The sequence below is a fragment of the Vibrio ezurae NBRC 102218 genome, from assembly GCF_000467185.1.
In the GTDB taxonomy this organism is placed as follows: Bacteria; Pseudomonadota; Gammaproteobacteria; order Enterobacterales; family Vibrionaceae; genus Vibrio; species Vibrio ezurae.
This window is the reverse complement of the sequence record NZ_BATM01000017.1, coordinates 24,256-49,477: the sequence shown is the minus strand read 5'-3', so window position 1 is coordinate 49,477 and position 25,222 is coordinate 24,256. Positions and strand designations below refer to the sequence as shown.

Below are 25,222 nucleotides of genomic sequence, written 5' to 3'. Positions count from 1 at the left end.
ATCACGCGTGGACAGTTAACAATTATACTACTACCCATTTAGGGGTTAAAGTGCTAATATATTGACGTATATCAATTTTATGTATGTCTAAAAAGTATGATTATTAATACTGAAAAACAAGTAACAAAACGCATACAGTCCGGCGGTTGTGCGATCCATTGCCAAGACTGTAGCATTTCACAACTTTGCATACCTTTTACACTTAATGATAGCGAGCTAGACCAGCTTGATCAGATCATTGAGCGTAAAAAGCCGATTCAAAAAAGCCAAGAGCTATTTAAAGCCGGCGATGAATTGAAATCCCTATACGCTATCCGCTCTGGAACCATCAAGAGTTATACGATTACGGAGCAAGGTGACGAACAAATAACAGCCTTCCACTTGGCTGGTGATTTAGTGGGCTTTGATGCCATAAACACACAATCTCACCCAAGCTTTGCTCAGGCTCTAGAAACCTCGATGGTGTGTGAAATCCCCTACGAGATACTAGACGATTTATCCGGAAAAATGCCAAAGCTTCGCCAACAAATCATGCGCCTAATGAGCAGTGAAATTAAAGGCGACCAGGACATGATCTTGCTGCTTTCAAAAAAGAATGCAGAAGAGCGTCTAGCGGCATTTTTGTATAATTTATCAGAACGTTTCTCGAAACGCGGCTTTAGCCCACGAGAGTTTCGTTTAACCATGACCCGTGGTGATATCGGTAATTATCTAGGGCTAACGGTTGAAACCATCAGTCGTTTATTAGGCCGCTTCCAAAAGGCGGATATTTTAGCCGTGAAAGGCAAATACATTACGATCAATGATCATGACGCATTAGCAAAACTGGCCGGTGCTTGTCGCGACTAAATCATATGTCTAGAAGGTGGCTCAAACTTGAGTCACTTCAAATTCCTCAACTATTTCGCGTATCTACCTAAAAATCCCCTACTTTTCAGCTAATCTTAGATCACACTCTCACAAGTATATTCACGATAAAGATATAGTGAGTGTAATCGCTAACAAAATAAAGTGGGTGGTCTATGAGTATATACAACAACATCTTGGTTGTTGCGAATATCGATACAGAGCAACAGCCAGCCTTGGCTAGAGCGATGCAAATTGGAAAGAAAAGTAAATCGCCAAGTAAAATTACCTTCTTTCTTGTTATCTATGATTTTTCTTATGAAATGACATCCATGCTCTCTCCCGACGAGCGTAATGCAATGCGTGCTGGTGTTATCCATCAACGCGAACAATGGATGAAGGAGATCGCCAAACCTTATCGTGATGATCAACACGTAGAGCTCGACATTAAAGTGGTATGGCATAATCGACCTTATGAAGCGATCATCAGCGAAGTCTTCGCCAAAGACTATGAATTAGTGGTCAAAACCACTCGTCAACACGATCTTATCGAATCGGTATTATTCACACCGACCGATTGGCACTTACTCAGAAAATGTCCGTGCCCAGTCTTATTAGTCAAAAATCACGACTGGCCTGAAAACGGACACGTCGTGGTTTCCGTACACGTCGGTTCAGAAGTAGAAGCTCACCTTGAACTCAACCATAGAATGGTTGAACAAGGTATGGATATCACCTCTCGTTTAGGTGCTACGCTGCATTTGGTGAACTCCTACCCAATGACGCCGCCTAACATCACGGTAGAATTACCAGAGTTTGACCCGACTATTTATACCGACTCAGTACGTGGTCACCACTTAACAAGCATGAAAGCACTTCGCCAACAGTATGCGATCCCCGAAGAACAAACCATTGTTGAACAAGGATTGCCACAAGATGTTATACCTAAAGCTGTTAAAGAGCTTAAAGCCGGGCTTGTGGTGGTCGGCACCTCAGGAAGAACCGGACTTTCCGCTGTTTTTCTTGGTAATACTGCAGAAAACATTATCGATGAGATCAACTGCGATGTGTTAGCACTTAAACCTAGTGGTTATATCAGCCCTCTTGATCCAAACCAAAGCTAACGTTCAAACTCAGCGTTATTTGAGCAAAAAAAAGCGGTGGAAACTGAACTGACCCCCAATAGTTGGACACCGATTATTGGGGGTCTTTTTATGTCCAAATATAGCCGAGCATTCAAGTGTGCGGTCGCTAAACAATTTTTACTGGGTGAGTGTTCATCTTACGATCTTTCTCACACCTACTCTATTGCACCACCCATAATACGTTACTGGGGAAAAGTGTTTGAGATTCATGGTTCTGATTCGTTTAAGCCTCATGATTGTGCTAAAAATGCTCAAACCAAGTTGCATGCGTTAAAAAAAATGTGGACGAATGGCTGGTCTATTAACCACACTAGTGCGGTATTAAATTTTTCCTCCCCTGGAACACTCTCCGTTTGGCTTAAACAGTACAAACAATATGGTATTCAGGGGCTTGAACGTAGCAGAGGACGACAACCAATGAGTAAGCACCCTTTTATCAAACAAAAAAGTGATGATGAAAAGACGCTAGAGGAGCTAAAAGAGGAATTAGCCTACTTACGAGCCGAGAATGCTGTTCTAAAAAAGTTAGAGGAGCTGGAGCAGGAAAAGCATCGCCGAACAAAGAAAAAGCGAACGTAGCTCTAGCTCTTAAAAGCCGTTATCCACTAAAACACCTCTTGCATGCCTTAAAATTAGCGAGAAGTATTTTCTATTATCATGCTAAGGCAGATAACGACACCGAACAGTATCAAGATGAAAAGGATCTAATAGGGCAAATTTACCATGAGCATAAAGGTAGGTATGGGTATCGGTCGTATTCACTTAGAGCTGCGAAGACAGGGTGTTATGCTTAACCACAAAACGGTTCAACGGCTCATGGGTCAACTAGGCTTGAAGTCTACCGTCAGACCAAAACGGTACAGCTCTTACAAAGGAGAAGTGGGGACTGTAGCCCCTAATGTTCTTGAACGAGACTTTGAAGCGACGAAGCCAGATGAGAAGTGGGTAACGGATGTCACTGAGTTTAAAGTTAAACAGCAGAAAGTCTATCTATCCCCCATCGTTGATCTGTTCACACAGGAAGTTGTGGCTTATAAGGTCGCAAAAAATGTACGTCTACCTCTGGTAACTGACATGTTGACAGATGCGGTTGCGACTTTAGATGAAAACGCTAAACCAATCGTTCATAGCGATCAAGGGTGGCAATATAGGCATAAGAAATATCAGAAAAAACTATCTGAAAGTGGCTTAACGCAGAGCATGTCACGGAAAGGAAACTGTCTAGATAATGCAGTTGCAGAGAACTTCTTTGCCTTGTTGAAAACAGAAATGTACCACAACCAGTACTTTGAAGATGCCGATGATCTGATAGCTCATATTGACGAATACATCGAATACTACAATACCAAACGAATTAAAGTGAAATTAAAAGGCCTGACTCCGATAGAGTATCGAAATCAGGCCTTGAAAGCAGCTTAACAGAAATGTCCAACTTTAAGGGGTCACTTCATACACCGCTTTTTAGCAACAACTCTTCATACTCATAATTTTCACTGGAAACTACTACAGATATCCGTATCATACGTTCTCTATTTTTCAGTAAGAATTCGGATAGTCAAATGAGCGAACAAGTTCAAGAACGTACCAAAGCACAACAGTACAACTTCAACAAGTTGCAAAAACGCCTCCGTCGCGATACAGGCAATGCCATCAGAGATTTCAATATGATTGAAGAAGGCGACCGTATTATGGTGTGTCTATCTGGTGGTAAAGACAGCTTTACTATGCTTGAAATTCTTATGAGCTTGAAGAAAAGCGCGCCTATCGACTTTTCTCTTATTGCTGTTAACTTGGATCAGAAACAACCGGGCTTTCCTGATCATATTCTTCCTGAATACCTAGAAAACTTAGGCATTGAATACAAGATTGTCGAAGAAGATACCTATTCGATTGTTCAAGACAAGATCCCAGAAGGCAAAACGACCTGCTCTCTATGTTCTCGATTACGTCGCGGTATTTTGTATCGCACTGCTAAAGAGCTAGGTGCAACAAAAATTGCACTTGGCCATCATCGAGACGATATTATCGAAACTTTATTCTTGAATATGTTTCACGGTGGCAAAATGAAAGCGATGCCACCAAAGCTAGTGTCTGACAATGGTGAACATGTTGTGATTCGTCCGCTGGCTTATTGTCGAGAAAAAGACATCATTAAGTTTGCCAACATGCGCGATTACCCTATCATTCCGTGCAACTTATGTGGCTCTCAGCCAAACTTGCAGCGCCAGAATGTCAAACAAATGCTTAATGCATGGGATAAACAATTCCCTGGTCGCATTGAAACTATGTACCGCGCACTGCAAAATGTTGTGCCAAGCCATCTTGCTGACTTTAACTTATTTGACTTTAAATCTATCGATAAAGACTCAGGCGTTATTAACGGCGGTGATATTGGGTTTGATAAAGAAGAACTGCCGGTAGTGTCCGACGAAATTGAAGCGGTAGAGTTTGATCCAAAGCTACAGCTAGATGTCACTAACGTTTAATAGCATTTCACAAATAAGAATGTAATCGCAAGTCGCGATATCAGGCTTTACAATACAAAAAAGAGCAGAACAATCTTTGATTGTTCTGCTCTTTTAATTGGCATAAATCACACGATCACTCAGTGACTATCAATAGTGGTTACAACAGAAATGATCAGCAGTAACCTGTCATGCCTGTTGTTTAATATATGGCATAACCCTTTGAGTTTTAACCGGAATATCAGCAGTGACACCGTCACGTAAATCTGACAGTTTCAATATTGCTTTACCCTGCTCTGACACCGGGATCACTTTCCCATTTGACAATAGGATCTCAGTTGATACGCCTGGGATAAACTCTAATGTTACCCCTTCAATATCTGGCGCGAACCAACTCGAAAACATGCCGCCAAGATCGCCTAACAGATTTTGCATCTCGGTTGCTGTCACTTCTAACTGGCTATGGTCAATGTTTCCAAAAAACGGTTTTTTGGTCAACACCACCAAAGAGTAATCACAACGAGCGTTCGCCGGCGTATGAATATACACCAATGGATTAGCGCTTCTTAAATTATCATCAACAGGAACATTCACTTCACCGTTTTCACTGATGCGTAAATCTTCATGATGTTGCTCTTTCTCCATCCATGCCTTTTCGATACTGCACGGTTGCTTGGTTGCAAAATTGGTAAAAAACAGCCCCACTTTGACATCACTATCAAGCTGCTTAAGATTATGTTTTAACGGAGAATAAAGTTTACTATAAGTAAACATGTACTCTTGGGCATACGCTGAGTTAGATAATCCGGCAATCAACAAGGCTGCCGTAAACAAACGCCATTTCATTGAGTCGTTACCCTTATGCATCAAACGTACTTGAGCCACCAGAAGGCCCTGGTGTTGGCGGCGTGTTGTCTGAATCATCACGCTCATGCTCAGTTGACTCAGCTTGAGTATCTGCTGTATTAGCCACGACCTGCAAACGAATGCCAAACATATTACGATAAATAATTCCTTTGGCATGGAAGAAAAACGGCACCGCAACCACTAGGCCAAGTCCGTACATCATCATACCGGCAAAAAACGCCAACATAGTGACGAGATAAATCACCGCAATGGAAAAAATACGCTTATTCACCGCACGCAGTGATGTCCACATGGCTTGAATTGGGCTCAATCGTTTTTCACACACCAATAAAACCGCATTACTAAAGGCCAGCGACAGATAAATTGAAATAAAAGGCACCAATGCTCCAGCCACAGCTTGCAGCAATAAGTTAATCATGGTGACCAAAATCACCGGCATCATAAATGCCAACCCTTTTGTGATGTGTCGGGTTTGGGTCGATAAGCCCGCAGCATGGCTCATCGCCATCAGCGCAACACCGGCATAAATAGGCGCAGCGACAACCTCAAAGCTGAAATTGGCCACAAAAATTGATTGGAAAATAGAAGGGTCTAATGACTCAGGACTTTGAAACATCTTTAAAACTAAAGAAACGTCTCCAATCTGAAGCTTTAAAGCAATAATAAATACAATGGCTTGGATCGCAATCAATAGAATCACGGCTGGAGAAAATGCCAGAAAGTTACGCATGGTTAATTGCCATGCCTCAGTAATCACACTGACAGGCTTTAGTTCAAAATCTCCGGACAATGCCTTTTCAATGCTGCCACCAAGGTTAAAGTTTTTCTCTGTCGGATTGCTCATTTAATCTTTAGGTCCTTGCCTTTAAAAGAAAATATTCTGGCGCAAGTATACCTGTAAATAGCCACTACAGCATAGCCCTAATACCAATCACACTAAGTAAGTGATCAGAAATAGCGCAGGAAAAATGCTCGATAGCAAACGAGAATGTTTCGTTATTAAGAACGATTGGTATAAGCCCATTCTGCGAACACTATTCCGTCAAAAACCTCCTGAAAATAAGCAATCTTCAATGAAGGCCTGCGTACACCACTACCGTGATAACGAACATTATCGTGACAACGTCACCAATAGCAAGCTAAGCCCATACACAGCACCACTCTCATACACACCACTGTCTGTCTGTCAGTTCAGATAACTTAGCCCAATAGCTCTTCAACCAACTTAGGCACTTCGACGCTGGCAAGACCATAGCGCTTTTCATCAAACTCACTTTGTACTGCGCTCGGTTCAAGGTTAATTTCTATGGTATGAGCCCCGTGCAGCTTTGCGTCATGAACAAAACCTGCGGCCGGATAAACAACACCAGAAGTACCAATGGAAACAAACAAATCGGCCTGCTCAATCGCGGTATAGATTTTATCCATTTGCAATGGCATCTCACCAAACCAAACTATATGCGGACGCATTTGTTGTGGGATCTGGCAGCAATGACAAAGATCTCCATCATTCAAATCACTATCTTGCTCAATTACCTGCCCTGAACCACTGCAACGGACTTTCAATAATTCACCGTGCATATGAATAATCTGACTCGACCCTCCACGCTCATGCAGATTGTCAATATTCTGTGTCACGACTGTCACCGAACCTTCAAGCTCCTGCTCTAGCTTTCCTAGCGCAATGTGAGCAGCATTAGGCTTTATGTCAGACGATAATAATTTCTGTCTACGACCATTATAAAAGGAATGCACCAGTATAGGGTCTCTGTCGAACCCCTCTGGCGTAGCAACGTCTTCAATTCGGTGATTTTCCCACAAACCGTCTTGAGTTCTAAATGTTTGAATTCCAGACTCAGCAGAAATCCCTGCCCCCGTTAATATCACTATATTCTTATAGGGAAATACCATACTGAATCCTTGTCACGTTGCTAATGGAATGTAAATAAAGATTAACATCCATACATGGCGTTAATAAAGAGACACAGTTCTCAACTTCTACCGAAATAGATTGCATCTAATTTGATGTTTTATCTAAAAAAGTTTCGTTAAAGCCTTTCTCTGCACTAAACTTTGCTTGGAATTAAACGAACAAGTGAGAACCATGCGAGCAAAATTCTTCTTCCTTCCTATTTTACTGATGTTGCTTTCTTTTAGCGCTCAAGCAAAATGGGAATATAAACTGGCTGATGAACCTCAAATTGACGAGGTGGCTGTCAAAATTGCCGCGGAAGTGAACAAACTTCCTGATCCTTTATTCATGAGCCATGGGGACAAAGAAAAAGTCAACCAACTCATGGAAGCGGTGATCAACGAGCAGCGAACTCATGCTGATCAGTTTGCCAATCAAATCAAAACCTACAGCAATGATGACACCGACCAACACTGGAAGGCAGCGGAACGCACTTGGTTGACATTGCGCAGTCTAGGTAAAAGTAAAGAAGACTTAATCAAACTCTCGACACACTCCACCCAAGATCTGGTTACTGGTTTTGGTCCTTCAGGGGTGATTCAATTTAAACAAGAGTGGTATGTCACCCGACTTAATGGTGAATTTCTCATTCATCTGCAAATTCGCAGCTTTAAATCACTCATCAAAGACATTTTCATCTCCCCTGTACCCTTAATCTGGGCCATCATAAAAGTGTTGTTCATCTACTTCGCTTTAACGTGGTGGCTTGCGAACAGCAAACGTTTTATTGAAAGCTTTAAGAAAGTTCAGTTGGAAAGTAGCACTCGTCCACCGCTATGGATCCGACTCATTTGGTACATCAGTCGTGCGCATCGCGCAATTGCAGTGTTAATTGCCATTACCCTTTCATTACGTGTGCTCTCTACCATACCGAGTCTGAGTCAGCTGATTGTTCTGGAGATTTTCACTTGGTGGATCTTAGGCGGTTCAATTGCGATCAGTTTTATCTTGGAATTTGCCTACCGAAACAGTCGCGCATCCAGTAAAGAGATCACCCGTCTTCGACTATCGACCATTCGCTGGTATGTATGGAGCTTCATTTTTGTTGGCGTCATATTACAAATATCGCAACGCATGGTTGGTAAAGGCACCATTTACTACTGGATATCAAGCCTCGTCTTCTTTTGGTTTGTGCTCATTACCTTAAAGATATTACGCAAATGGCGCCCGATTGTATTTCGCCGGATCAACAAAGCATCCGATAAACCTTTGTGGGTAGTTTGGGCTGAAAAAAACGAAAATACATTTTTACTCAATATTCTTGCCACTACCATTGGTATCGCGTGGATAATTACCACCACATGCCAATCCATTTTTGTCTCTAAGCTGTCCACTTACACCTTTTTTAGTCAGGGGCTGGCTTACCTATTTAAAATTGAAGTGGCAAAACAAAATGAAAACGAACTTCAGTCACAAAATTTTGTGCGCGTAAAAGGTGATGAAACCTTTAAATACATTACCCCTGGGCATGAAGACAGTACGCTCATTAACTATGCCTCAGATGAGTTTAAAGAAATATCACGCTACGTGTTATCCAACAACCCAGCGGTATGCGTGATCTCCGGAGAGCGCGGTGTGGGCACCACTACTTTCCTAAAACAGATGCTGTTTAAGGTAAAAAACGCCACACCTATTTATTTAAACTGCCCTTATGCGGGCTATATCGAACTCATTCAAGAATTTGCTGAGCAGTTAGGATTAAACCGCGATGCCGGTGAGATTCAAATATTGAATCACCTACGAAAAAGCAACGAAAGCTATCTTATCGCACTTGATAACGGTCAAAGACTAGTAAAACCTATGGTGGGTGGATTAAGTGGACTACTAAAATTTACCAATCTACTTCGCCGTTCAAAGAAAAATCACCGCGCGATTTTAGCGATTGAAAAAGCCAGCTGGCGCTTTGTGGATAGAGCTCGCGGTGAGCGTTTATTATTTGATTGGGTGACATTTTTGCCAAAATGGAGCGAAGCTCAAGTGGCTGAATTACTCGCTTCTCGCATCAACCAGTCCGAGGATGAACACTACAAAGTCTCATTTGAAGGCTTAGTCGTGCCTAAACAATGGGATCATGACAATATCAGCGAAGAAGACCGAGCACGTAATGGCTTCTATCGTATCCTGTGGCATTACGCTGATGGTAACCCTACCGTTGCACTTCGATTCTTTAGGCTGTCATTGCGTCGCAATAAAACCAATGATGCTGTGGTGGTGCGTTTATTCCGAGCACCTGAGTCAGAAGAGCTTGAAAAAATGCCCAAACCTATGTTGGCGGTATTGCGCTCTATCGTACAGTTAGAAGTGGCGAGTCAAGAAGCACTGTCTGAGTGTACACAGCTAAGTCATGCTGAAGTACTGGGTACGCTTCGTTACTTCCAAAGTCGTGGCTATATCGATTGGAACGATGATAAAGCCAAAGTTTCCGATCACTGGTATCGTCACATTACCAATGTCCTTCATCGTCAACATCTTTTGGTAAAATAACATGATAAGACTACTTTTTATTCTGCTCAGCCTTTCATTCAGTAGCCACTGTTTTGCGATAGAAGAAGTGCCTGATGTGGCCGCTATTCAAGATTTCGCCAGCCTAGTTCGCTGGGGTGGCGTCTTATTCTCCGTGCTGATCATTGCTTGTACATGGCTGCTGCTTCGGTTTATCGACTCGATTGTTGCTAGCGTAAGCACACAGTTTGTTCAATACCGAATGATCTTGCAAAAAGCACAATCGTTTTTGCAGTTCTTTATCTATATTACCGCCGGTATCGTCGTATTTATGATCAGTTTTAGAATCAACGATCATATCCTCGCGCTCATCGGGGGTACGCTAGCGGTATCCGTCGGCTTTGCATTGAAAGATCTTGCCGCGTCCTTCATTGCTGGATTAACGGTTATGATTGACCGCCCATTCCAAGTTGGTGACCGTGTCACCTTTGAAGGGAATTATGGTGACATTATTACCATTGGTTTGCGCTCTGTGCGTATGCGTACCTTGACCGATGACATCATCACCATACCTAACAACAAATTTCTTAATGAAGTGACCGTCAGTGGCAACTATGGCGCGTTAGATATGCAAGTGGTCATTCCTTTCTATGTGGGCATGGATCAAGACATTGACTTGGCACGGAACTTAATTCAAGAAGCGGCCTCTTCCAGTCGATACATCCATTTACCTAAACCGGTTGTGGTATTGGTAAAGCAAACCATCACAGATAACTACTTGGCGATACAATTAACCTGCAAAGCCTATGTTGTTGATACAGGATATGAGAAACTGTTTGAAACCGACATCACCTTGCGAGTGATGAAAGAATTTAAGAAAAACGGCATTACTCCACCAAGAATTGCCGTAAATACCCAAACTATTTAGCCCTTGTACAAACAAGCGTCATAAGAGAGCACAATGTCTAGAACCATCCAGTACGTATACAAAAAAGAACACAAAGAACTGCTGTTCTCCTATCAGCAGTTCCGTAATATCCACGAAGCCGTAGCTGATGCTGAAGGAATTGATTTAACCGAGTTTCTCAAGATGGAACTGCAAGTAGAAGCCGTATCTGATACCAAAGCCGTTCGCGACTATCGTGACAACTATTTTAGAAAACTGGGCTTTGGCAAAATTACCCTAAAGCCAAAAGAAAATAGACCGATTGGTAAGAAATAGAGCCTCTATTTACACCGATGACAGAAAGAGCCGCAAGGCTCTTTTTTTTATTCATAATCGCATACCAGTCGCGCTAAATAAGTGTTCAGAAATAGCGCAGGAAAAACACATGACTGTTTCATATTCTTACTCACAACAAGGAACAAAATTACGGCTAATTATGAAGGATAGATGCACAAAACACCCGATAGTGTATATAAACGGCTCTGTTGTACTTCCATGTTGCTAGTCTATACTGATGATCCCTACAAGATCAGTACAAATGGCGGCAATTTATGGGAATCAACAACTTAGATAAGATACTCCAGCTAATTCCCACTCTCAACTACGCTGACACCAAACGATTAAATAACTCAGTCAAAGGTAAACTCGATGAGAACACCGTTGGAAAGGTAATAGCAGAGCGAGAGCAAACAGTTGCTGACTGCGCCCATTGCCACTCAATGAGCTTCATCAAACACGGAGTGACTGCAAAAGGAATACAGCGTTATCGCTGTAAGGATTGCAAGAAGACCTTTTGCTCCCTAACAGGGACGCCATTGTATAAAATGCGAAAGGAAGACAAGTGGTTAGCGTATGCTGCCTTGATGTGGGATGGTGTATCGTTGAGAAGAATAGCTCGACACCTCAACATCAATTTAAGAACCGCCTTCTTCTGGCGGCATCGGTTTTTGCTAATGCCTAATCAGAGTCAGCCGACTTCTTTTACAGGCATAATAGAGGCCGATGAGGCATTCTTACCTGAATCGTTCAAAGGATGTCGGCAAATGCCTAGAGAACCACGCAAAAGGGGCGGAGGTAAAGGGCATGGTGAGGAATCGTTGTGGCTCGGCGCTGTACTCGAATGATTATTATAAAGATAAGCTCGCTTGGATAAGGCGATCTATCCAATCAAATCATAGAGTTGTGTCACAGAGATTTAGCAGGCACATAGGTAGACTTCTTTTCACTTTAAATCATAAACTAAGAAAAAAGTGAAAAAACTAAAAAGAAATGCCGAAAAGTTTGATGTGTTGGAGTTGTTTGCTGAAATGGCAACAGAACATGGTTACAACTTCACTGATCAAGCCGATCAAAAAGACTTTCTCCATCGAGTAAAAGTATCAATAGAAGAAAGTAAGAAGAGTCAAACAATGATCTTTGGCAAACGTACTGAATCATTGTTCGCCTATGTTGCAGGCGCATTAGGCAAGGTATCTCTTATAAAGCAAGAGGATTTTGGTGACATTTATTACTCTGGGGAAGAGTTGTTAGCACCGGACTACAGACTAACATTTGATGATAATGAACAGATGTTAGTCGAAGTTAAAAATTGCCACCACAAGCAACCAACCAATAAATACTCAATAAACAAAGGCTATTACAGCAAGCTCAAGACGTATGCTGATTTGAATGGACTGCCGTTGAGATTTGCAGTCTATTTTTCAGCATGGAATCATTGGACTCTCCTTGGCATTGATGCTTTTGATGAGCACCCTAACTCTTATACGATTGATTTCGGTCGTGCATTGGCAATGTCGGAGATGTACTTACTAGGTGATTGTCAAGTTGGGGTTGCTCCTGATCTAGAGTTGCATCTTTTAGCAGACCCGCAAGAAGAAGTCCCCGTCGATGAAGAGGGTGAAGCCAAGTTCATCGTAAAGGATGTCAAAATCTACTGCGACGGTGAGGAAGTTACTGACGAAGAAGAAAAGAAGATTGCCTTTTACCTAATGTGTCACGGGGATTGGGTGGAAAGCGAGCAAGAAGCGCTCTTTCAAAACGGGAAAGTTTGCGGTACTAAGTTCGTCTATTCACCTCAAGATCAAACGGAGCCAAACTTCGCGCTAATCGGGCGTCTGAGTCAAATGGTCACCAACGGGTTTAGAGAGCACACGATAAAAGATGGCAACGTAGTAGCGATGAAGCTAGGCATCAACCCATCCTCATTCGGAATCCTCATACCGCCAGACTATAAAGGAAAGCAACTGCCGTTGTGGCGTTTTGTAATTCACCCCAACCCAGATTTTGAAGGCATTATTGATAAGGAAGCAGTTCAATAAGATGACTGACGAAAGTCTCCTACAGGGAGGCTTTTTGGTCTGTTCTACATCTGGAGCCTCTATGTAGTAATTATAACAACACACAAGTACAACAGAGCCATATAAACACAGTGCCAGGTGTTTTTCGCATGATTAAACATGTATTCTGTGGGGTACAAATACAACAATGCCCCGACAAGTCGAGGCATTCTCATTACACAGTGACCGATAAAAATTATGCCGGTTTATATATCACTTTGTTTCCTGAAAGTTGTTCTTTTTGAACAAGGTTTTCACTAATTAGTTTTTTCAAAGCACCCGTTGCCCATGCAGCAGCTTTTGCTTCTTCTTGACCTGCAGCTAGGCCAATTCCTTTAGAATTGATGCCTTCAGCATTCGCAGCAACAATATCTAGAACTTGTTGTTGCTTTGGTGTAAGTGCAATGGCAGGCACTTCTACTTCAGCGGTTTTTTCTATCTTAGCTTCAACTTTAGGCTCAACCAATGTAGCAGTTTCAACACGTGGCTCATTGGATTGGATTGAAGGCTTCGATGACGTGTTGCTAGCAGTAGTATGAGTACGCTTTTGCAATTTCATCTGCACTTTACGTTTATGTGCAAGTCTCATTAAATGATTCCCCTATTCACGGCTTTCAGACGGTATGGAAATTTGAAACGAGCTTTATAGCAAAATCAGAAGGTAATTTGTAGACATTTACGGTGACAACCGCCTCAATTTACATTTTTTATATATAAAAAATCAATACTTATACAAAAAGCACTCAATACTAGTGCATTCATAACCTAAATATATGCACCCTACTGCTAACACTCAGTATTCATTAATTCGCCACTTTATTTAAGTCATAAAAAACCGAGATACTGTTTAAATAAACAGTATCTCGGTTTTATTAGATCATCCACCAGCTCACTGGCATGGCTAGATAGAAATTATCGAATATTTAGAAATGCCGCGCCGCGTACACCACCAGAATCACCGTGTTTGGCTTTGATAATTTTCGGGCAGCTCGAAACTGAAAGTAAATATTTAGGCACGCGCTTTGGCATTTCGTCGTAAATAAGATCAAAATTAGACAAACCGCCGCCTAAGGTCACTACGTGTGGATCGTAAGCGGTAAAGATATTCGCCAAACAGATGGCCAGTAGCTCCATAAAACGCTCAACATGCTCACACGCTTTGGCCTCTCCTTCATAAAAGGCGCTAATGATCTCAACCGCCTTTTTCTTTTCAGAAAAATAATGAGCATAAATGAGTTCAAAGCCACGCCCTGACAAATAACTGTCCAAGCAACCTTTTTTACCACACCCGCAATCTAATAACGGCGCGTTGTCACCTAAGTGGAACCAGGCATCAATAGGGAGTCGAGTATGCCCTACCTCTCCTGCAACATGGTTACGGCCAGAAAAGACTTTACCTTCGTGAATAATCCCACCACCAAAACCGGTACCAAGAATAAGCCCCATGACCGACTTTTCATCTTTTAACTCTTCATCCCAAGCTTCAGACAAGGCAAAGCAGTTGGCATCGTTCTCGATTTTAACGCTACGACCAATACGAGATTCAAGATCAAAGCGTAATGGTTTGCCTTTGGCTGCCGGCACATTGACCGTAAGAATGGTGTCGTCTTTCGGATCTTCCATGCCAGGAAGGCCAAACCCAATCAACCCTTCAACACCAAATTGCGCATCGTATTTTTCAACCAAAGACGCTAATGTTTCGACAAGCTTAGGGTAATCGTCACCCGGTGTGGGAACACGCTCCGTCGCCATACGCTCTAGGCGGTCATTAAACGCACCGAATTCAATTTTGGTCCCGCCGACATCAAAGCCATAAAACATCCTACATCTCCCAACCTAAATACTTAAATTCATTAACAAATTAAGTTTATTATCGCGATCTTTGGTCGCACATACCGTGATGACACCCATAAAACACGCCCAACGTATCAGATAGTCAATCAGTGACATATAAGTGCACGACTGAACTAAGAATTGGAACGCGATAGATATTCCGTCAGTATTGGACGACTAAAGTCTCTTTTCTCTCGTGTTTTGCTGAGCATGTAACTCTCTTTAAAGACCTCAAACCATGCTTGTAACTGCGCACTAACAACATCAAATTCAAACTCTTGCAGAACTAAAGACGCCACTTCACACGTTGCAAGATGCTGATCATGTTCTGATTTCCTCATCACATATTCAGAAATTTTTTCTGGTTGAATTGAGATCACACACAGATGATGTAAGTATTCAGATTTGCGATAGATACGACGAGCCTCTCGCCAACTGGCATCGATAAACACAAATAATGGAATTTTATCTTTAATCAGTTGTTGGTGGTTATTGGACACAAGAGTATTAGATTCAAATAGATAACTCTCAGGAAATACCAGAATTGGTTGATAGATTGGGTTTTGTAACAAAGAAAGCATGTTAGAATCAGGCTCGGTTCTGCTCCATTGAAAGGCATGAACATCACGACATACGTCAGCAATAAGCCGTCCTGTATTACTGGGTTTTAATACTTCGTTATCTGAATAAAGCAATAAAGTCGCAAATCCAGTGTGCGCTTTGGGCTGATGAGTACAGATACAATATTTACGCGCAATGCGGCAATAAGGACAACGTTCTACTTTTGAACCTCTAGCACTAAATGGTTTCGTTGATTGGTTCAGTCTATGTTCCACCAATTGGTGAACGGCATGTACACGCATTGTTTGCCCTGTCACGTAAAAGAAAGTAAGAGTAATCAAGCCAACAGAGCTTGTCATCACCTTGGAGAAAATAATTCATGGATGTCGCCTTTATTCGGGTGAGTATATTCGTTACCGTGCTGGTCTGTTGCGCATTAGCGGAATACTGGAAACCTAAACGTCCCCTGCGTCAGCTTAAGTCCTATCGCTGGATGAATAATCTTGGCCTAACTGGGCTAAATTCGGTATTGGTTTACATTACGATGCCTTTACTGGCAGTTGAAGCCGCATTATGGGCACAAAGCTTACAAATTGGTTTGTTTAACGAACTGCCTATCAGTTTTCCTATTGAGGTGATTCTGAGTGTTCTTATCTTAGATTTCGCCATCTATTGGCAGCACCGACTTTTTCACACAGCCCCGATATGTTGGAGTTTGCACAAGGTTCATCACGCAGATCAAGACATAGACGTCACCACTGGAGCCCGCTTTCATCCTATAGAGATTTGGATATCCATGTGGATCAAGATTTGTATCGTGATCAGCTTTGGGATCCCTCCAATAGCGGTGATTGTGTTTGAAATAGTATTAAACGCCAGTGCGATGTTTAACCACAGTAATATCCATATTCCTAAAAAATGGGATATGCGCTTAAGAAAATGCATTGTCACACCCGATATGCACCGTATTCACCATTCGACCATTCGTAGTGAAGCGGACTCTAATTTCGGTTTTTTCTTGTCAATATGGGATCATATCTTCGATACTCATATTGCGAGACCCAAATTAGGTCATCTTGGCATGAATATCGGTATATCGCAGTTTCGCTCACGCAAGGAACAGCGATTAGATAAAATGTTAACCCAGCCTTTTAGGAACAAATAATGAAGCACACTGGCACGCAGACACTCGTTACATTAGTGGCCGTATTTTTATTGACCGCATGTGCAAGCGGGCCAGAAAACAACCCAAGGGCAAAAGTGAACATCAAGAAAATTGATGTTCAACTTGAGAGCCATGTGTCGTCGAAGAAAACCGATGAGCTGTTTCATTTTTATAAAATTTGGCATAAAACACCGTATCGCTATGGAGGGACCACTCACAAAGGCGTAGATTGCTCAGGCTTCGTACAAATCGCCTTTGCTCAACTGTTCCATCAGTCGATACCTCGCACGACACACCTACAAAGCCATATTGGTACTCCCATTGACTATGACGACAGACAATATGGTGACTTAGTCTTTTTCAAAACTGGATTTAATACATTGCACGTAGGGTTTTATCTTGAAGACAACAGCTTTATGCATGCTTCGTCCTCAAAAGGGGTGATTATTTCCCGAATGGACTCGCCCTACTGGGCGGATACATTTTGGCAAGTTCGACGAGTTAACTGACGTCTTAAACCAAAGCGCAATAACTGTGAACAACCTCAAACTACACGGTAAGTTCTCTATTAATATTTGATCCAAATTAGAGAATCCCACTCTATTGCTCTTCGCCTGTCATATTTGACCTAAACTTAAACACATAAGTAGACAGTGAGGCGTTCATTATGTGGCAGGCCATTACCCAACAACTTTCTGATATCTTGATGTTTGAATTTAAGATTCAAGAGAAAAGCCGTATTACCTCTGGCAATATCAATGAAAGCTACATGATTAGTGACGGTGAACAGCGCTACTTTGTAAAGCTGAACAATAAAGCTTTTCTCAGCAAGTTTACCGCCGAAGTCGATAACCTCACGCAATTACAGCGCTCAAACACCGTCTACACTCCTGAAATCGTCCACTTAGGCTCGACGAAAGAGTGCGCCTTTTTAATTTTAAATTACCTACCCACCCAACCGTTATCCCACCTTGAAAGCAGTTACCAGTTCGGACAAGAGGTCGCTCGTTTGCATTTATGGGGCGAGCAACAAGAATACGGCTTTGACCACGACAATTATATTGGTGCGACGCTGCAACCAAACCGTTGGCAAAAGAAATGGAATGTGTTCTTTGCAGAGCAACGCATCGGTTGGCAACTGCAACTTTTAAAAGAGAAAGGCATTGAATTTGCGCCTCAAGAACGCATCATCAACAGTGTAAAATTAGCGCTTGTGAACCACCAGCCTAAACCCTCACTGCTGCATGGTGACTTGTGGCACGGCAACTGCGCAGAGTCCCCTTTTGGCCCAATCTGCTACGATCCTGCTTGTTATTGGGGCGATCATGAATGTGATTTGGCCACGACAGAGCTGTTTGGGGATTTCCCAAACTCTTTCTATCAAGGCTACAAAACCATTAAGCCATTTGTAGAAGGTTATGAGGAACGAAAAGAGATCTATAATCTTTATCACATATTAAATCACTGCAACTTATTTGCGGGGCACTATTTAGTTGAAGCTCAACAAAGAGTTGACCGATTATTAGAACGTTATACTTAAGCGGAGAGCTATTATGAAAAAGTACGGCGAACAATTCATTTCTTGCCCTCACTGCGGTGGACACGTTGGTGTCATTTTAGATACTACACAGGGCAATCAAGACTTTTATGAAGACTGCCCTGTGTGTTGTCACCCGATTCACCTGCGGATGCAGCTCAATCAAGTCAAAGACAATATTGATTTGGATATTGACTCTGATGATGAACAGATATTTTAGCGAGTACACCGCGACTAAAAATAACTGACGCTAAGTTAATGGCCCAACGCGAGATAAGCCATCGTGATGAGCCATTACTATGAGCCATTACTATGAGCGATATTTTGTTGCCAATACGCGTTCCACCGTATCCACAATTGCTTGAGTTTGCGGGTCTACCTCTAGGTTGACTTTATCACCGACGCTACGCTGACCAAACAAAGTGCGTGTCAATGTTTCTGGGATCAAATTGACGCTAAATCGATTGCCTTCTACTTCTGCAATAGTAAGCGAGCAACCGTCAAGGCCGATGTAGCCTTTCTTCAAAATGTAACCCATGTTTTTATCATTGGTCTCAAACCAAATCGTTTGATTATTCGGGCTTCGCACCACCTCAACCACAGTCACGGTGTCAGAGATATGCCCTGACATATAATGTCCGCCGACTTCGTCGCCAAAGCGTGCCGCGCGCTCGACATTGACCCAATCCCCAGGCTTAAGTTGGCCAAGGTTGGTCAAATCTAACGTGGCTTTCATTAAATCAAAATGCACCTGTTGACCTGATACATTAGTGACCGTTAAACAGCAACCATTGTGCGCAATGGATGCCCCAATATTGATGTCTTTACTTAATTGAGCCGGTAATTCAATGACATGAGTATGAAAGTCTTGCTTCGCATCAATAGAGATAATCTTAGCCATCCCTTGCACGATCCCAGTAAACATAGTAATTCCTTGATATCCGCCATGTAAAAATACGCCAGATTGAAACACTATCTGGCAAATACAAACACGCCAAAACATGACATAAAAACATAGCACGCTCAAGCGTTTAGTATTACTATTCTTGCCAAATAAATGCTGGGGTCCCGCCGTGTATCGTTACCAAAAAGAAGCCAACAATCTTATCAAACTGGCTACACCTATACTGATTGCCTCTATCGCGCAAACAGGAATGGGAGTTGTCGATACGATTATGGCCGGCGGCGTCAGCGCGACCGATATGGCCGCTGTCGCAATTGCTTCAAGTATTTGGCTGCCCTCCATTTTATTTGGTATTGGCATCTTAATGGCATTGATCCCTATCGTCGCGCAACTGAATGGTCGTGGACACCCACATAAAATTGCCAATGAGATACAACAAGGTGCTGGACTTGCGCTATTAATTGGCTTCCCTATTGCTTTAGTATTATTACAAACTAGCGCTATTTTGCGCCTAATGGACGTGGATGCCACCATGGCGACCATCACCACGGGCTATATGCACGCCATGTTACCCGCGGTGCCTGCGTTTTTGTTTTTCCAAACTTTGCGTAGCTTTACCGATGGCATGTCTTTAACCAAACCGGCTATGGTGATTGGGTTTCTAGGCTTGCTCATCAACATCCCTCTCAACTATATCTTTGTCTACGGTAAGCTAGGTATGCCAGCACTTGGCGGGATTGGCTGTGGCGTTGCCACCACGATCGTCTATTGGTTTATGTTTTCATTTTTACTATTCTATACCATCACCTCAAAACGACTGGCGCACATTGGTTTGTTCAAACAATGGCACAAACCCAACTTTAAGGCTCAATACCGCTTATTTAAACTTGGACTTCCTGTGGCACTGGCTATCTTCTTTGAAGTCACGTTATTTGCCGTTGTCGCGCTATTGATTTCTCCTTTAGGGCCTATCATGGTGGCGGCACATCAAATTGCCATCAATGTATCAGGAATGGTGTTTATGATACCGATGAGCATCGGTGGCGCGGTCAGTATTCGTGTTGGACATAAGCTTGGGGAAGAAGATATTGAGGGGGCTAAGATCGCCACTCATGTTGCTATTTTATTGGGCTTAGCGCTGGCGCTGGTCACCGCAATACTCACGGTCGTCTTTAGAGAAAACATTGCCGACTTATACACAGATAATAGAGCGGTCACCACCATTTCGGTGCAACTGCTGTTGCTTGCGGCGATTTACCAATTTAGCGATACCGTACAAGTGGTCGCCGCAGGTGCATTACGTGGCTATAAAGATATGAGGTCCATTTTCAGTCGCACCTTTATTGCGTACTGGATCATTGGCCTGCCTTCGGGCTACATTCTGGGTTCGACTGACTGGATTGTTGAACCTATGGGCGCACACGGCTACTGGTTTGGCTTTATCGCTGGATTGAGTGTGGCTGCCGTATTGCTCGCGGCGCGCATCAAATGGATGCACCGCCAACCCGCTGAGGTTCAATTGAAATTTGCCTCACAGTAATTGCGCGTTTTCCAATAGCTCCAATACATGATGATGCATGATGGGCGCCGCAATGATCATCGAGCGTCCATCTAAACCGACTTTCGAAATCGACTCTAAAGCTCACTTCTCTCACGCATAAAGCGGGCAAATTTAGGCACCCCATTGTCCGTCTTATCGTTGTAACGGTACGTAATGAGAGTGCCGATTTTCGGTGGGTTTCGTCTATGCTCGTCACTAAGACCACTACCGATATAAAAACGCACACCTTGAGGTGATTCAACGTGTAACGCACCGACAAGATGTTGATACTTACCTTTTCCTTGCTTATAGCCGATCACTCTAGCCTCAGCGTCTTGGTTGAGTTTTATTTTGTATATGGCCTCACTACGGCCGGCAATATACACAGCATGTTTGTTACGTACCATCAGCCCTTCACCGCCCAGTTTCACAACCTTTTTTAGCTCGCTTCCTAAGGATTGATAAGAACGGAATTCACGTTGCTGTGCAATCACGACTTGGGTTGATGAATGACGATGAACAGACTTCCAGTGCAACAATGTCGCATATCGCTGAGAATATGAGGTTAACGCATCAGGTTTATCGAACAATACAAAGGTAATATGCGACCATGCCAAGTGATTAGGCGTGGTATCTAATACGGTCTGCTGTACTACCGAAAAGCCGCCTCGTCCCGCCCAAAGCTCTCCCTCCACGGCAAAAAACGGTAGTTGACTCAAAAATGAATCAGGAGCGGCGATCTGAGTACCATTGCGAGTTGTCAGTGTTGCGCCGTCCCAAATGGCGCGAATACCATCTAGCTTCTCACTGACTAAATGATCTTGTGTTAGTGCCTGCCCTTGATAGGTTTGTGCCAGCATCAAACTTTCAGCACCTGCGCTATAAAATGGGATTGATGCACACGACAGCATCATTAAAGAGACGCCATTTGAGTGATTTACGGTTGCCACAATCACAACTCCTTTGTTTACGCTTTGTTTTTAAAGCGAGTTTGTTTTCAGAGCGAATTTGCTTTTGCCTTCAAGCCTAGAAAAGCCATGCAAACTCTCAGAGATGAACAAGGCATAGTTGCGCTGTAGATCGCGACAATGATTTGAACGACACGCCAAGGCGCCACTTTTCGTGAAGCCTCTCTCATCTTTTACCACTTAAACAAGTACGGCGTAGAATCGCGGCTTGGGCATATTTATTGATGAAACCCTTACCCCTTTAGTCCTTTAGTCCTTTAGTCCTTTAGTCCTTTAGTCCTTAGCCAAAAAAAAAGGGCTCTAGAAAACTAGAGCCCTTTGCGGATTTATCAAACAAAACTGTGTCATTTATTAAACAAAGCTAAATAACGCGTTGCTTTTATAAAAAGTTGCCGTCAATTTTTTGTTGCTTGAAGTTTTCAACATTAGCCAATGTTGTCGATGCAATGCTGCTCAATGCATCTCTAGTTAAAAACGCTTGGTGGCCTGTAAATAACACGTTGTGACAAGAAGATAAGCGACGGAAAACATCATCAACAATGACATCATTTGATTTATCATGGAAGAACAGCTCTTTTTCACTTTCGTATACGTCTAATCCTAATGCACCAATACGCCCAGCTTTTAGTGCATCGATTGCCGCTAAAGAGTCAACTAACTCGCCGCGACTGGTGTTAATGATCATTACGCCGTCTTTCATTTTCCCAAAGGCTGCTGCATCTAAAAGGTGGTAATTTTCAGGAGTCATGGGACAGTGTAACGAAATCACATCAGACTGTTGAATTAGCGTATCTAAATCGCAATACGTCGCGCCAGCTTCAACCACAAAATCATTTGGATACGGGTCATAACACAGCACGTTCATGCCTAAACCTTTTAGAATACGAATAGTCGCGCAACCAATTTTACCAGTACCTATAATGCCAGCAGTACGGCCAAAAAAGTTAAAACCGACTAAACCTTCAAGGGAGAAGTTAGCGTCACGCGTGCGCTGGTAGGCTTTATGAAAACGTCGATTTAAGGTCATCATTAAGCCCACGGCGTGTTCAGCAATCGCCTCAGGGGAATAGCCAGGTACACGTGCGACTTGAATGCCTAATGCTTTTGCCGCGTCTAAATCCACGTTGTTAAAACCGGCACAACGCATAGCAATCATTTTTACATCTCTCGCCGCAAGCTGCTCTAGAACAGACTTAGAGAGATCATCATTAACAAATGCACAAACAACTTCACAGCCCTTTGCCATTTTGGCGGTCTTTTCACTCAGTAAGAAATCATAAAAATGATACTGCACATCGTAGTCAGACTTCCCCTGCTCAAACGCTTCTTGGTCATATGACTTAGTGCTAAAAAAGGCAATGTTGATCATCTTTGTTCCTTATAAATTAAAAACGATATTCTTTGTATGTTCACTCAGTCCGAATGTATTCGATTCACTTTAAAATTGATGAATTATCTCCGTGTTAAAGATCATGGCAGCATGCGCGAATTAATTCTCTTAACCATTGGTGAGCAGAGTCGCTCTCTAGCATGCTTGTCCATAACATTCGGTAGCTGACGGGTTGTAAATCGAACGGTAAAGGTAACGACTGTAAAGCGTATCGACTCGCCAATTGCTCGGCAAAAATAGACGTACATACTAACATCATATTTGAGTGTTGAGCCAACAACGCTGCACTATGAAAATCAGGAACTTTAGCTTTGTCTTTTAACCTTTGTCCTTGATCCGCCGCTACCCTATCTAATAGCCAAAACTCAGTTTCTTCAACGTATATTCGTACTAAATCAGTTTGCAAAAATGACTCAATATTCCAATGCTCAATCGGTATATGATTTGAATTACCTATAAGACACACATGATGATCGCGATACAGCTCTACATTCGGTTGCTCTGCGATATCTAACACCGAAGTATTGGCTTGCGCTCGTAAATCAGTATCTTTGGCAGTAATCAATAAATCTAACTCTCCCTGATTAAGCAAGTTCATGCTCTGTTTTGACTTTGGCACTATGCTCAACTGCAATCCGGGTGCGCGCTGAGCCAACATTGGCATTAATCTTGGTATGATCACAGGGAATGCCGTTTCACAAATACTGATGGTAAAATTACGGGTGTCTTTTACAGGGTCAAAAGACTCGGGTAACAACAGAGTATGTGAGTCTCTTAACCATTGACGCAAAGGCTGTTCTAGCTGACTGGCACGTAACGTTGGGGTTAGCCCTCTTCCACTACGAATAAACAACGGATCTTCAAGCACAGCGCCTAACTGCTCCCTAAGCTTGGTTAATTGCTTACTGACAGCCGATTGACTAATATTTAATCGGTCAGCCGCAAGACTAACACTTTTCTCTTCAAGTAAGATCAGCATTAAGCGCAATAGATTTAAGTCAATATGGTCTAACTTCATATAATATTCCATTAAGGAAACTCTTAGATGACGATAATTCAATATTATTCATATCTCAAGCTTGATAAGCTCTCGCACAACACTTAATCAAGACCATGACAATGTGATAATGAATCAGAAACCACCTATCTACCTGTTTTTACTGCTTATCATCGTTAGCCCAATGGCCATCGATATTTATCTGCCTGCTTTTCCACAAATGGCGCAAAATCTAAATTCTCCCATCAATGATATCCAAGTAACCATCACTCTGTTTTTAGCCGCTTTAGGGCTTGGGCAGTTAATCGCAGGCCCGTTAGCCGATCGATATGGCCGTAAGCCACTGATCATTGCAGGTTTAATTGTCTATATCATCAGCTCTAGCATTGCCGCGCTTTCACAACAAATAGAAATACTGTGGTTATCGAGAATCTTTCAAGGACTGGGGACCTGCGCGGTTTCAGTCAGTGTCATGTCGGGAGTAAGAGACAGCTACTCCAGTGAAAGAACCGCATCAATTTACAGTTATATCAACGGGGTGATCTGCGTGATTCCAGCGTTAGCTCCGTTTGTCGGCGGGTGGCTCAGCGAAACTTGGAACTGGCGCGCCACTTTCTGTTTCATGAGCGGATATGCGCTACTGATTGCCATTATTTGTTTATGGCGCTTACCTGAGACCCGCCCAGCGAATACTGTGTGTAGTACTAAGTTAATCAATTGGCAGCAATACAAGCCCATTTTGCACAACGCCACTTTTCAGTTTAATAGCGGACTCGTTATGCTGGCGATGGCCATCATTATTGCTTTTGTCAGCATTGCGCCAGTAAGATTAATGCTCGAACTCCACTTAGATCCCACCTCTTTTTCACTGTGGTTTGGCAGTAACGCCATCATCAATATTATGGCCTCGTTTATGGCGCCAATCGCAATCAAAAAGCTAGGGAAAACAAGAGCGCTTCAATTTGCCATTAGCATGTGCACTCTTGCTGCTCTGCTTATCTTACTGCTCAGTAACATCGACCATCCTTTCGCATTTATGGGGCCTATTTTTATCGCAAGCACCGGCTTTTGTTTGATATTAGGCATTTGTTGCAGCTCAGCATTAGCGCCTTTTTCTCAGCGCGCCGGAACTGCGGCCTCTCTACTGGGTTTTTTCCAAATGGCCGGCGCATCCGCTTTGGTTGGTATAGTAAATCTAATGCCTTTAGCGTCACTTCATATCATGGCATTCGTTATGGCACTGCCACTAGCGTGGTTTGTCTGTTATAAAAGAGACGTCACCCTAAAAGTCTATGATGAGTAACATCT

Annotated in this window: 27 protein-coding genes; 17 read left to right on the top strand and 10 right to left on the bottom strand. The window is 42.7% G+C overall.

The genetic code is table 11. The features are described from left to right. Positions 1-96: 96 nt before the first annotated feature. The 5 genes from fnr to ttcA all read left to right on the top strand — a co-directional run bounded on the left by fnr (position 97) and on the right by ttcA (position 4,477). A complete protein-coding gene (gene fnr, locus VEZ01S_RS06775; RefSeq protein WP_021713271.1) occupies positions 97-849 on the top strand; it encodes a fumarate/nitrate reduction transcriptional regulator Fnr in 753 nt (250 codons plus the stop codon). Between the two features lie 173 nt (positions 850-1,022). After that, positions 1,023-1,970, top strand: coding sequence for a universal stress protein UspE (uspE, locus tag VEZ01S_RS06770; RefSeq protein WP_021713270.1), 948 nt, complete (start codon positions 1,023-1,025; stop codon positions 1,968-1,970). 90 nt (positions 1,971-2,060) lie between these two features. Further along, the gene (locus tag VEZ01S_RS06765; protein WP_021713269.1) at positions 2,061-2,570 is read left to right on the top strand and encodes a helix-turn-helix domain-containing protein; all 510 of its coding nucleotides are present in this window, start codon (positions 2,061-2,063) and stop codon (positions 2,568-2,570) included. 144 nt (positions 2,571-2,714) lie between these two features. Then, positions 2,715-3,410: an IS3 family transposase gene (locus VEZ01S_RS06760; protein WP_021713268.1), complete on the top strand. Its 696-nt coding sequence runs from the start codon at positions 2,715-2,717 to the stop codon at positions 3,408-3,410. 140 nt (positions 3,411-3,550) lie between these two features. Beyond that, positions 3,551-4,477 carry a tRNA 2-thiocytidine(32) synthetase TtcA gene (gene ttcA, locus VEZ01S_RS06755; RefSeq protein ID WP_021713267.1) on the top strand — a complete coding sequence of 309 codons (927 nt, stop codon included), beginning with the start codon at positions 3,551-3,553 and terminating at the stop codon, positions 4,475-4,477. Positions 4,478-4,645: 168 nt separating this feature from the next. Here ttcA and VEZ01S_RS06750 read toward each other — a convergent pair whose 3' ends face one another. Continuing rightward, entirely contained in the window at positions 4,646-5,323 is a 678-nt protein-coding gene (locus tag VEZ01S_RS06750) for a DUF2987 domain-containing protein (RefSeq protein ID WP_235868493.1), read from the bottom strand. Beyond that, the gene (locus VEZ01S_RS06745; protein ID WP_021713265.1) at positions 5,316-6,167 is read right to left on the bottom strand and encodes a DUF2189 domain-containing protein; all 852 of its coding nucleotides are present in this window, start codon (positions 6,165-6,167) and stop codon (positions 5,316-5,318) included. Before VEZ01S_RS06745 ends, VEZ01S_RS06750 begins: the two co-directional genes overlap by 8 nt. Before the next feature lie 124 nt (positions 6,168-6,291). Between VEZ01S_RS06745 and VEZ01S_RS16725 the strand changes: the two genes are divergently transcribed. After that, positions 6,292-6,522 (top strand): hypothetical protein, encoded by a 231-nt coding sequence (locus tag VEZ01S_RS16725; RefSeq protein ID WP_156896008.1) that lies wholly within the window; start codon positions 6,292-6,294, stop codon positions 6,520-6,522. Between the two features lies 1 nt (position 6,523). Here VEZ01S_RS16725 and cobB read toward each other — a convergent pair whose 3' ends face one another. Next, positions 6,524-7,234 carry a Sir2 family NAD+-dependent deacetylase gene (cobB, locus tag VEZ01S_RS06740; protein WP_021713264.1) on the bottom strand — a complete coding sequence of 237 codons (711 nt, stop codon included), beginning with the start codon at positions 7,232-7,234 and terminating at the stop codon, positions 6,524-6,526. A 193-nt stretch (positions 7,235-7,427) separates the two neighbouring features. Here cobB and VEZ01S_RS06735 point away from each other — a divergent pair, with 193 nt between their 5' ends. The 5 genes from VEZ01S_RS06735 to VEZ01S_RS06715 all read left to right on the top strand — a co-directional run bounded on the left by VEZ01S_RS06735 (position 7,428) and on the right by VEZ01S_RS06715 (position 13,001). Further along, a complete protein-coding gene (locus tag VEZ01S_RS06735; RefSeq protein ID WP_021713263.1) occupies positions 7,428-9,779 on the top strand; it encodes a hypothetical protein in 2,352 nt (783 codons plus the stop codon). Position 9,780: 1 nt separating this feature from the next. Beyond that, positions 9,781-10,665: a mechanosensitive ion channel family protein gene (locus VEZ01S_RS06730; protein ID WP_021713262.1), complete on the top strand. Its 885-nt coding sequence runs from the start codon at positions 9,781-9,783 to the stop codon at positions 10,663-10,665. Between the two features lie 33 nt (positions 10,666-10,698). Then, positions 10,699-10,959 (top strand): DUF2960 family protein, encoded by a 261-nt coding sequence (locus tag VEZ01S_RS06725; RefSeq protein ID WP_021713261.1) that lies wholly within the window; start codon positions 10,699-10,701, stop codon positions 10,957-10,959. A 275-nt stretch (positions 10,960-11,234) separates the two neighbouring features. Beyond that, positions 11,235-11,807: a transposase-like zinc-binding domain-containing protein gene (locus VEZ01S_RS06720; protein ID WP_021713260.1), complete on the top strand. Its 573-nt coding sequence runs from the start codon at positions 11,235-11,237 to the stop codon at positions 11,805-11,807. A 126-nt stretch (positions 11,808-11,933) separates the two neighbouring features. Continuing rightward, positions 11,934-13,001 carry a hypothetical protein gene (locus VEZ01S_RS06715; protein ID WP_040890352.1) on the top strand — a complete coding sequence of 356 codons (1,068 nt, stop codon included), beginning with the start codon at positions 11,934-11,936 and terminating at the stop codon, positions 12,999-13,001. 214 nt (positions 13,002-13,215) lie between these two features. Here VEZ01S_RS06715 and VEZ01S_RS06710 read toward each other — a convergent pair whose 3' ends face one another. The 3 genes from VEZ01S_RS06710 to VEZ01S_RS06700 all read right to left on the bottom strand — a co-directional run bounded on the left by VEZ01S_RS06710 (position 13,216) and on the right by VEZ01S_RS06700 (position 15,715). After that, positions 13,216-13,608: a hypothetical protein gene (locus VEZ01S_RS06710; protein ID WP_021713258.1), complete on the bottom strand. Its 393-nt coding sequence runs from the start codon at positions 13,606-13,608 to the stop codon at positions 13,216-13,218. Between the two features lie 323 nt (positions 13,609-13,931). Further along, the gene (gene nagK, locus VEZ01S_RS06705; RefSeq protein WP_021713257.1) at positions 13,932-14,840 is read right to left on the bottom strand and encodes an N-acetylglucosamine kinase; all 909 of its coding nucleotides are present in this window, start codon (positions 14,838-14,840) and stop codon (positions 13,932-13,934) included. Positions 14,841-14,986: 146 nt separating this feature from the next. Next, complete coding sequence (locus VEZ01S_RS06700) at positions 14,987-15,715, bottom strand: tRNA-uridine aminocarboxypropyltransferase (RefSeq protein WP_021713256.1); 729 nt, start codon at positions 15,713-15,715, stop codon at positions 14,987-14,989. Between the two features lie 77 nt (positions 15,716-15,792). On the opposite strand from VEZ01S_RS06700, the gene VEZ01S_RS06695 reads away from it, so the two are divergent. The 4 genes from VEZ01S_RS06695 to VEZ01S_RS06680 all read left to right on the top strand — a co-directional run bounded on the left by VEZ01S_RS06695 (position 15,793) and on the right by VEZ01S_RS06680 (position 18,335). Then, positions 15,793-16,578, top strand: coding sequence for a sterol desaturase family protein (locus VEZ01S_RS06695; RefSeq protein ID WP_021713255.1), 786 nt, complete (start codon positions 15,793-15,795; stop codon positions 16,576-16,578). Next, positions 16,578-17,087 (top strand): C40 family peptidase, encoded by a 510-nt coding sequence (locus VEZ01S_RS06690; RefSeq protein ID WP_021713254.1) that lies wholly within the window; start codon positions 16,578-16,580, stop codon positions 17,085-17,087. Before VEZ01S_RS06695 ends, VEZ01S_RS06690 begins: the two co-directional genes overlap by 1 nt. A 158-nt stretch (positions 17,088-17,245) precedes the next feature. Further along, complete coding sequence (locus VEZ01S_RS06685) at positions 17,246-18,118, top strand: fructosamine kinase family protein (protein ID WP_021713253.1); 873 nt, start codon at positions 17,246-17,248, stop codon at positions 18,116-18,118. 13 nt (positions 18,119-18,131) lie between these two features. After that, on the top strand, positions 18,132-18,335 hold the full coding sequence (locus VEZ01S_RS06680) for a CPXCG motif-containing cysteine-rich protein (RefSeq protein ID WP_021713252.1): 204 nt from the start codon (positions 18,132-18,134) through the stop codon (positions 18,333-18,335). 90 nt (positions 18,336-18,425) lie between these two features. Here the strand turns inward: VEZ01S_RS06680 and VEZ01S_RS06675 are convergent, their stop codons facing one another. Further along, positions 18,426-19,040, bottom strand: coding sequence for a riboflavin synthase (locus VEZ01S_RS06675; protein ID WP_021713251.1), 615 nt, complete (start codon positions 19,038-19,040; stop codon positions 18,426-18,428). A gap of 148 nt (positions 19,041-19,188) precedes the next feature. Here VEZ01S_RS06675 and VEZ01S_RS06670 point away from each other — a divergent pair, with 148 nt between their 5' ends. Beyond that, the gene (locus tag VEZ01S_RS06670) at positions 19,189-20,559 is read left to right on the top strand and encodes an MATE family efflux transporter (protein WP_021713250.1); all 1,371 of its coding nucleotides are present in this window, start codon (positions 19,189-19,191) and stop codon (positions 20,557-20,559) included. 95 nt (positions 20,560-20,654) lie between these two features. On the opposite strand, the gene VEZ01S_RS06665 is transcribed toward VEZ01S_RS06670, so the two are convergent. The 3 genes from VEZ01S_RS06665 to VEZ01S_RS06655 form a co-directional block, all read right to left on the bottom strand. Then, positions 20,655-21,509 carry a DNA ligase gene (locus VEZ01S_RS06665; protein WP_235868494.1) on the bottom strand — a complete coding sequence of 285 codons (855 nt, stop codon included), beginning with the start codon at positions 21,507-21,509 and terminating at the stop codon, positions 20,655-20,657. Positions 21,510-21,906: 397 nt separating this feature from the next. After that, positions 21,907-22,896, bottom strand: a complete 990-nt coding sequence (locus VEZ01S_RS06660; RefSeq protein ID WP_021713248.1) for a 2-hydroxyacid dehydrogenase — start codon at positions 22,894-22,896, stop codon at positions 21,907-21,909. A 94-nt stretch (positions 22,897-22,990) separates the two neighbouring features. Continuing rightward, the gene (locus VEZ01S_RS06655) at positions 22,991-23,935 is read right to left on the bottom strand and encodes a LysR family transcriptional regulator (RefSeq protein WP_040890351.1); all 945 of its coding nucleotides are present in this window, start codon (positions 23,933-23,935) and stop codon (positions 22,991-22,993) included. Between the two features lie 109 nt (positions 23,936-24,044). On the opposite strand from VEZ01S_RS06655, the gene VEZ01S_RS06650 reads away from it, so the two are divergent. Continuing rightward, positions 24,045-25,217, top strand: a complete 1,173-nt coding sequence (locus tag VEZ01S_RS06650; RefSeq protein WP_021713246.1) for a multidrug effflux MFS transporter — start codon at positions 24,045-24,047, stop codon at positions 25,215-25,217. Positions 25,218-25,222 lie beyond the last annotated feature (5 nt).

Coding starts and splice junctions, on each gene's coding strand:
- VEZ01S_RS06690 (WP_021713254.1), top strand. CDS start 16,578: ATGAAGCACACTGGCACGCAGACACTCGTTACATTAGTGGCCGTATTT.
- ttcA (WP_021713267.1), top strand. CDS start 3,551: ATGAGCGAACAAGTTCAAGAACGTACCAAAGCACAACAGTACAACTTC.
- cobB (WP_021713264.1), bottom strand. CDS start 7,234: ATGGTATTTCCCTATAAGAATATAGTGATATTAACGGGGGCAGGGATT.
- VEZ01S_RS06725 (WP_021713261.1), top strand. CDS start 10,699: ATGTCTAGAACCATCCAGTACGTATACAAAAAAGAACACAAAGAACTG.
- VEZ01S_RS06685 (WP_021713253.1), top strand. CDS start 17,246: ATGTGGCAGGCCATTACCCAACAACTTTCTGATATCTTGATGTTTGAA.
- VEZ01S_RS06750 (WP_235868493.1), bottom strand. CDS start 5,323: ATGCATAAGGGTAACGACTCAATGAAATGGCGTTTGTTTACGGCAGCC.
- VEZ01S_RS06650 (WP_021713246.1), top strand. CDS start 24,045: ATGAATCAGAAACCACCTATCTACCTGTTTTTACTGCTTATCATCGTT.
- uspE (WP_021713270.1), top strand. CDS start 1,023: ATGAGTATATACAACAACATCTTGGTTGTTGCGAATATCGATACAGAG.
- VEZ01S_RS06730 (WP_021713262.1), top strand. CDS start 9,781: ATGATAAGACTACTTTTTATTCTGCTCAGCCTTTCATTCAGTAGCCAC.
- VEZ01S_RS06655 (WP_040890351.1), bottom strand. CDS start 23,935: ATGAAGTTAGACCATATTGACTTAAATCTATTGCGCTTAATGCTGATC.
- VEZ01S_RS06760 (WP_021713268.1), top strand. CDS start 2,715: ATGAGCATAAAGGTAGGTATGGGTATCGGTCGTATTCACTTAGAGCTG.
- VEZ01S_RS06680 (WP_021713252.1), top strand. CDS start 18,132: ATGAAAAAGTACGGCGAACAATTCATTTCTTGCCCTCACTGCGGTGGA.
- VEZ01S_RS06660 (WP_021713248.1), bottom strand. CDS start 22,896: ATGATCAACATTGCCTTTTTTAGCACTAAGTCATATGACCAAGAAGCG.
- VEZ01S_RS06735 (WP_021713263.1), top strand. CDS start 7,428: ATGCGAGCAAAATTCTTCTTCCTTCCTATTTTACTGATGTTGCTTTCT.
- VEZ01S_RS06700 (WP_021713256.1), bottom strand. CDS start 15,715: ATGCGTGTACATGCCGTTCACCAATTGGTGGAACATAGACTGAACCAA.
- VEZ01S_RS06710 (WP_021713258.1), bottom strand. CDS start 13,608: ATGAGACTTGCACATAAACGTAAAGTGCAGATGAAATTGCAAAAGCGT.
- nagK (WP_021713257.1), bottom strand. CDS start 14,840: ATGTTTTATGGCTTTGATGTCGGCGGGACCAAAATTGAATTCGGTGCG.
- fnr (WP_021713271.1), top strand. CDS start 97: ATGATTATTAATACTGAAAAACAAGTAACAAAACGCATACAGTCCGGC.
- VEZ01S_RS16725 (WP_156896008.1), top strand. CDS start 6,292: ATGCTCGATAGCAAACGAGAATGTTTCGTTATTAAGAACGATTGGTAT.
- VEZ01S_RS06765 (WP_021713269.1), top strand. CDS start 2,061: ATGTCCAAATATAGCCGAGCATTCAAGTGTGCGGTCGCTAAACAATTT.
- VEZ01S_RS06675 (WP_021713251.1), bottom strand. CDS start 19,040: ATGTTTACTGGGATCGTGCAAGGGATGGCTAAGATTATCTCTATTGAT.
- VEZ01S_RS06695 (WP_021713255.1), top strand. CDS start 15,793: ATGGATGTCGCCTTTATTCGGGTGAGTATATTCGTTACCGTGCTGGTC.
- VEZ01S_RS06745 (WP_021713265.1), bottom strand. CDS start 6,167: ATGAGCAATCCGACAGAGAAAAACTTTAACCTTGGTGGCAGCATTGAA.
- VEZ01S_RS06720 (WP_021713260.1), top strand. CDS start 11,235: ATGGGAATCAACAACTTAGATAAGATACTCCAGCTAATTCCCACTCTC.